At 69.7% G+C, this 3,143-nt stretch carries 3 protein-coding genes and 1 pseudogene; all 4 read left to right on the top strand.

What is annotated here, in order from left to right; genetic code table 11:
* Positions 1-127: 127 nt before the first annotated feature.
* The gene (locus tag KZA10_RS10610) at positions 128-1,363 is read left to right on the top strand and encodes a hypothetical protein (protein ID WP_308289642.1); all 1,236 of its coding nucleotides are present in this window, start codon (positions 128-130) and stop codon (positions 1,361-1,363) included.
* A gap of 4 nt (positions 1,364-1,367) precedes the next feature.
* On the top strand, positions 1,368-1,712 hold the full coding sequence (locus tag KZA10_RS10605) for a thiamine-binding protein (protein WP_055869064.1): 345 nt from the start codon (positions 1,368-1,370) through the stop codon (positions 1,710-1,712).
* Complete coding sequence (locus KZA10_RS10600) at positions 1,705-2,187, top strand: GNAT family N-acetyltransferase (RefSeq protein WP_218682853.1); 483 nt, start codon at positions 1,705-1,707, stop codon at positions 2,185-2,187. The genes KZA10_RS10605 and KZA10_RS10600 overlap by 8 nt, the downstream gene beginning before the upstream one ends.
* Positions 2,188-2,191: 4 nt before the next feature.
* A pseudogene (locus tag KZA10_RS10595) lies at positions 2,192-3,016 on the top strand (MFS transporter); the annotation flags it as partial.
* Positions 3,017-3,143: the final 127 nt, after the last annotated feature.

Here is a 3,143-nt window from a genome sequence, read left to right as displayed (position 1 = left end):
CGGGAGCGTGGGTGCACGGTCATGCCGGGCGGATCGCCGCCGGGACGCGCGCCGGTGCGGCGGGGCATCCGATCGTCGCGATGGATGTCGCGGCAGCACTGCCGCACGCGATCGCGGACGTCCTCGCGTGAATCGCACGTCGACGAGCAGAGTGGTCGCGCTGTGGTGCGTCTTCCTCCTCGTGCACCTGCTCACGGCCTGGCTCGGCTGGATGTATCCCAGCCAGCCGATGGGCGATGTCGTGCTCGTGTACGAGCCCTGGGCGACCTCGGCGCTCAGCGGAGGAGGAATCGTCGGCATCGACGAGACCTGGGTCTACCCCCAGCTCGCCCTCGTGCCGATGCTCATCGCCGCCGCTCTCTCCGCGCCGCTCGTGCCTCTGCTCGGCGTGTCCAGCGCGTACCTGGTGGGGTGGGCGGCCCTGGTCGTCATCCTCGACGCGATCGCCTTCGGTGTGCTCATCGGGCGCTCTCCCGCGCGCGCTCGACGCATCGCCGCCTGGTTCTGGTGTGCGGCCGTGCTTCTGCTCGGGCCGATCGCGCTCTATCGGATCGATGCGATCACCGTTCCGATCGCCGTGATCGGTGGACTCTGGTTGGTGTCGCGGCCGGCGGTCGGCGCCGCGCTTCTCACGGTCGGCGCCTGGATCAAGATCTGGCCCGGTGCGCTCGTCCTCGCCGCCGTCGTCGCGCTCCGGGCACGGATGCGGGTGCTGTTCGCCGCAGCGGTGGTCACCGCCGGCATCGTCGCGACGCTGCTGCTGCTCGGAGCGGAGACCGAGATCCTCGGGTTCCTGACGGAGCAGACCGGACGAGGGCTGCAGATCGAAGCCGTGGCCGCCACGCCCTTCCTGTGGCTCGCGGTCGCCGGGGCGGCCCGTATCGAGTACAGCTTCGAGATCCTGACCTTCCAGATCACCGCGCCCGGTGTCGATGCCGTCGCCGCCGCGCTCACACCGCTCATGGCTGTCTCCGTGCTGGCGGTCACCGCGGTGGGCGCGCTCAAGGCGGTGCGCGGGGCGACGTTCCCGCGGCTGTTCCCTCCGCTCGCTCTCACGCTGGTGACGCTGCTGATCGTCACCAACAAGGTCGGCTCACCGCAGTTCCAGACCTGGCTGATCGCCCCGGTCATCCTGTGGCTCGTGCTCGATCGGGTGAGGGCGCGCACACCGGCCGTCGTCGTCCTCGCGCTCTGTCTGCTCACCTGCCTCGTCTATCCGCTCGGCTACGACGCGCTGCTGCGGGCGGATGCCCTCTCCGCCGCCGTGCTCACCGTGCGCAACGTGCTTCTCGTCGTCCTGCTCGTCCTGGGCATCCGCGCTCTCGTGCGGGTGCCCGTCCGTCATCCCCGCACCCAGGAGTGAACCCATGCTGATCGCCTTCTCCGTCGCCCCCAGCGGCACCCCCGCCGATGGTGCAGAGCGCACCGACGCCTCCGTGCACGACGCGGTGGCCGCTGCCGTGCGCGTCGTGCGCGAATCGGGGCTGCCGCACCGCACCACGAGCATGTTCACCGAGATCGAGGGCCCGGATTGGGACACGGTCATGGACGTCGTGAAGCGCGCGACCGAAGCGGTCATGCCGTTCGGGTCGCGGGTCTCGCTCGTGCTCAAGGCCGACATCCGCCCGGGGTACTCCGGAGAGCTCGACGCGAAGATCGAACGTCTGGAGAGCGCGATCGAGGAGGCAGCCGTCGAGGAGTCCGGTGACTGATCCCGTTTCGCTCTCGTCGGTCGTTCTCCGACCGGCGCTCGCCGAGGATGCGGAGTGGATCGCCGAGCTGCGGGCCGATGTGCTCCGCGCCGACCTGGAGCGGCTGGGGCGCTACGACCAGACGTGCGTCCGGCAGCGGTTCCGCGACGCGTTCGAGCCGGCGTACACGCGGATCATCGTCGTGGACGCCGCGGACGTCGGTTCTGTCGCCCTCCGCCCCGACGGAGACGCCTTCTGGCTGGAGCACCTCTACATCGGCGCCTCGCACCAGGGGAGGGGCGTCGGCAGCCGGGTCCTGGCGATGATCCTCGATGACGACGGGCTGTACCGGCTCAACGTGCTCCAGGGCAGTCCGGCGCGCAGCCTCTACGAGCGTCACGGGTTCGTCGTCGACTCGCAGGACGACGTCGACGTTTTCATGACGCGAGAGCGGACGGGCCGGGCGGTCGCGCACCCGCGACGGCCGCTAAGCTGATCCGGTGAATCCCTCGACGCAATCGAGGGGTGCGGCGAAGTGGGCGCTCCTCTCTCTCGCCATCGGCAGCTTCGGCATCGGCATGACCGAATTCGTGGTCATGGGTCTGCTGCCCAACATCGCCGCCGACCTGCTGCCTTCGCTCTGGGCGACCAGTCGGGAAGACGCCCTGAGCCAGGCCGGCTGGCTGATCTCGCTGTACGCGCTCGGCGTGGTGGTCGGTGCGCCGACCATCGCCGGCTTCGTCGCCCGCTATCCGCGGCATCGTGTGATGATCGTGCTGGCCCTCGCCCTGACGGTGTTCAACGCGCTCACGGTGGTGCTGCCCACGTTCGAGCTCGTCGCCGCGTCCCGCTTCCTCGCGGGGCTTCCGCACGGCGCCTACTTCGGCATCGGAGCGCTCGTCGCCGCCGACGTGATGGGACCGGGCAACCGTGCCAAGGGCGTGGCCTTCATCCTCACCGGGCTCACGGTCGCCAACGTCATCGGCGTGCCGTTGGGGACGTTCCTCGGACAGCAGTGGGGCTGGCGCTCCGCCTTCGCGGTCGTGGCGCTCGTGTTCGCTCTCTCGACGCTGTGCATAGCCGTCTTCGTCCCGGAGCATCCCGGAGACCCCGGCCGCACGATGCGCCAGGAGCTGCGGGTGTTCCGCATCCCGCAGGTGTGGTTCACGCTCGGTGTCGGAGCCATCGGCTTCGGCGGATTCTTCGCCGTCTACAGCTACATCGCCCCGCTGGTGACGGAGGTCTCCGGTTCACCGGAATGGGTGGTGCCGATCGTCCTCGTGTTGATGGGACTCGGGATGACGGCGGGGAACCTGGTCGGCGGACAGAGGTTTCCACCCGCACCCGGCGAGAACGATGCCCCTGCCAACGGCTGATAGGCGAACCACCCGAAGGATGCCGCGCCCTGCGGGGTGAGGAAGCCGGCCACCGCGATCGTGGAACCGAACAGGA

The organism is Microbacterium sp. BF1, from assembly GCF_019279095.1.
In the GTDB taxonomy this organism is placed as follows: domain Bacteria; phylum Actinomycetota; class Actinomycetes; order Actinomycetales; family Microbacteriaceae; genus Microbacterium; species Microbacterium maritypicum.
The sequence above is the reverse complement of the archived record's forward strand: the minus strand, read 5'-3'. Positions and strand labels throughout refer to the sequence as shown.